Source organism: Mongoliibacter sp. (genome assembly GCF_007692705.1).
Taxonomy (GTDB): Bacteria; Bacteroidota; Bacteroidia; order Cytophagales; family Cyclobacteriaceae; genus Mongoliibacter.
Genome location: NZ_REBN01000024.1, coordinates 1 through 3,556, shown reverse-complemented (window position 1 = coordinate 3,556; position 3,556 = coordinate 1). Strand labels below are relative to the sequence as shown.

At 45.3% G+C, this 3,556-nt stretch carries 2 protein-coding genes; both read left to right on the top strand.

Annotated elements, in window-relative coordinates; genetic code table 11:
- Window positions 1–1,212: TolC family protein (locus EA341_RS00340; protein WP_293010691.1), on the top strand; the 1,212-nt coding region annotated here is incomplete at its 5' end.
- 1 nt (window position 1,213) lies between these two features.
- On the top strand, window positions 1,214–3,556 hold a 2,343-nt coding region (locus EA341_RS00335; protein WP_293010690.1), incomplete at its 3' end, for an efflux RND transporter permease subunit.

The following is a 3,556-nucleotide window of genomic DNA, read 5'->3' as shown; positions in this document are numbered from 1 at the left end:
GCCGCACAGAGCCAAGTCCGATATGAACGTTCAGACTTCCTTCCCAGTCTCGATGGCTCCTACCAAATGGTCTATTCGACCAACAACAACATCACAGGTATGTTTTTCCCCGGCCAAATCCTCCCTATTTCTGGTCCCCCTGTTGCTGAAAATACCATGGATTTCACCTATGGATCGGCAACATCTCTCCTGATGAATTGGAGCCCATTTACTTTTGGCAAAAGGTCCAGCAAAATCCAATCCGCTAAATTCGGACAGGAACTTGCTCAAAATCAGGAATCCCTCGCCATTTTGGAACATCAGGTCCGATTTACCGAAGCCTACCTCAATTATTGGGCAGCAGCTTCCATGGCCTTGGCTGCTGAGAAAAACAGGGATCGCTACCAAACCAATCTAGAGCTATCCAAAACTTTGGTGGATAACGGACTGAGGCCTGGAGTGGATTCAGCACAGTTTCGATCACTTTTTGTCCGCTCAAAAATTGATTACCTCCAAGCTCAAAAATCCGCTGAATCCTTTATGGCACGGGTGAGAGAATTATTGGGAGAGGATCAAAAGGAAATCGGCATTGATCCCAATCTCCAGAGGCAATTCACACCTCAGGTGGAAGAACCCATGGACAACCATCCACTTTTACAAAGCTCCCGGAGCAGAACGCTAATGGCAGCAGCCCAAAAAACAGAACTCAACCGATCCTTATTACCTGATCTCAATTTCTGGGGTACAGCATTCGCCAGAGGATCTGCCATTCTCTTCGAAGGCGGCTTTAATGAACCAACTGACGGGCTCTCATTCTCTCGCTACAATTATGGGGTGGGATTTCAGGTTGCCGTTCCGATTTTGCAGTTTGCCCGAACCTCCAAATTGGTCCAAAAACAAAACTCTCTGATTTTTGCTGCTGAGGCTTATGAAATGCAAGTGGAAAGAGCATTGGATAAAGACCGAACCGTAGCCAAAGTGACTTTGGAAAAAGCTTTAGAATCTGCTTCTCTAGCTCCTGAATATGTGCAAGCTGCTGAATACAGCTATCAAGCGCTGCAAGCCCGATACGATGCAGGTCTGATCAATCTAAATGAATTGGTACAGGGACAGGCTGACTTGGCAAAAGCAGAGTCGGAAAGTATTAAGGTTATGGCCGAAATGTGGAAAGCCTTGCTGTACTATGCGGCGGTGAGTGGAAATATGGATTTTTTCTTACAAAACCTGAATTGATATGGACCTGATAAAATTATCCTTGCGCAAACCCATATCGGTCATGGTGGTGATATTTGCCATTGGCTTTTTCTCTTTCCTGACCATCCGAAGCATGCCTATCGACATTTTCCCAAAAGTCGGTGTACCCACCATCTTTGTGGCCCAACCTTATGGAGGGCTGTCACCTGAGCAAATGGAAGGGTATCTCAGTTCAATTTACGAACAGCATTTTATTTACATCACGGGAATTTCTTCCATGGAATCCAAGTCTGTACAGGGCATGTCTGTGATCAAATTGCAGTTTCACGAAGGAACCGACATGGCTGAATCCATGGCACAGGTCGTAGCTCAAGTCAATAGAGCCGGTGGGAAAATGCCGCCAGGAACTGTGGCACCTTTTGTCGTGCGCTATGATGCAGGCAATGTTCCTGTAGGACAATTGGTCTTCAGTTCAGACAGCAGAAGTCTTTCTGAAATTCAGGATTTAGCCCTAAATAGGGTACGCCCCATGTTCGCTTCCTTGCCAGGAGTTTCTTCACCTCCTCCTGTAGGTGGTAACCAAAGGAGTATAGTGGTAGATATTGATCCCGAAAAATTAAGAAGCTATCGGTTGTCTACTGAGGAAGTGGTTGAAGCGATCGCCAATGGTAACCGAATGGTTCCTTCCGGTAGTATCCGGATCGATGATACGGAATATTTGGTCAGACCAAATTCGGTAGTGGAGGATTTTAAGGAATTGGAAAATATCCCCCTCCAAAACACTAGAGGAGCAACGGTATACTTGAAGGACCTGGCAGAGGTAAAAAACAGTGCCGATATCACCACGGGTTATGCCTTGGTAAATGGTCTGCGATCGGTATATATCCCAGTATCTAAAAGGTCTGATGCTTCAACTTGGACCGTTGTAAAAAACATCAAAAATGCCCTCCCTGCTATGCGGGATGCTGTACCTGAAGACATTAAGGTGGAGTATGCCTTTGACCAATCGGGGTATGTGATCAAATCTTTGAGAAATATCCTGACGGAAGGTCTGATTGCCTCGGTACTTACAGGGTTGATGGTATTGGTTTTCTTGGGCGATTGGCGCAGTGGTCTCGTGGTGGTGATGACCATTCCTTTGGCACTCTTGACTTCAGTGGTTTTCCTCAACCTTGCAGGGCAAACGCTCAACATCATGACTTTGGTCGGTTTGGCTTTGTCTATTGGGGTCTTGGTGGATGAAGCAACAGTGACTATAGAAAATATCCATAGGCATTTGGAGATGGGCAAAAGTCTGCCCAAATCCATCATTGATGGCACCCGAGAAATTGTCATTCCAAAAATGTTGATCGTTTTCAGTATTCTGGCTGTTTTTGTCCCTTCTTTCTTTATGTCGGGGGTTCCAAGGTCCATGTTTATGCCACTTTCTCTTGCGGTAGGTTTTGCCATGATAGCCTCTTTTGTGCTTTCCCAGACTTTTGTCCCCGTGGTATCCAATTGGCTTTTGGATAAAAAATCATTGGAAAAACAGGCTGAAAAACAAAAAGGAGGCAGGTTTGACCGAATCCAAAAAAGGTATCAAAACACCTTGGGCCGCTTGCTCCAATACAGCAAATTGACTGTGGTTTTTTACGCATTGCTTTCTTCACTTTCGGTAGTTGGGCTTTATCTTTTGATTGGTACAGAGATTTTTCCACAAGTAGATTCAGGACAGTTTCAGGTTAGGATCAATGCCAAAGAAGGTACCCGGATCGAACAGACTGAACGGCTGACACAACGTTTTTTCAAGGAGCTGGAAGGTTTGACAGGAAAAGAAAACATTGAAATCAGTTCTGGATATGTAGGGACCATCCCTTCTGCCTATCCGGCAATCACCAATTACATTTGGAACTCCGGTCCTCATCAGGCTATTCTTTCGGTAAAACTAAAAGAAGGTAGTGGCATCAAAGTAGCCCAACTTAAAGAAGATATCCGCCAGATGGTTTCTGAAAAACTCCCGGAATTGCGTATCAGTTTTGAACCTGCTGACATCGTGGATCAAGTGATGTCTATGGGAGCGAATAATCCATTGGAAGTAGCTGTGACAGGGAAAGACATGAAAGAAACCCGAGCTTTTGCGGAGAAAATCATGTCCAACTTAAAACAAATCACTTATCTCAGGGATGTGCAGATCGCCCAACCTTTAGATTATCCCACTTTGGATGTGAACATTGACCGCATTCAAGCTGGGCAACTTGGGCTCACTGCGGATGATGTAGGTAGGTCCATGATTTCAGCGACCAATTCCAGCCGATTTACCAGGCCTGTTTATTGGTTGGATAAAGCCTCTGGCAATGCCTATCAGGTGCAGGTAGAAATCCCCCAATACACCATGAATTCCCAA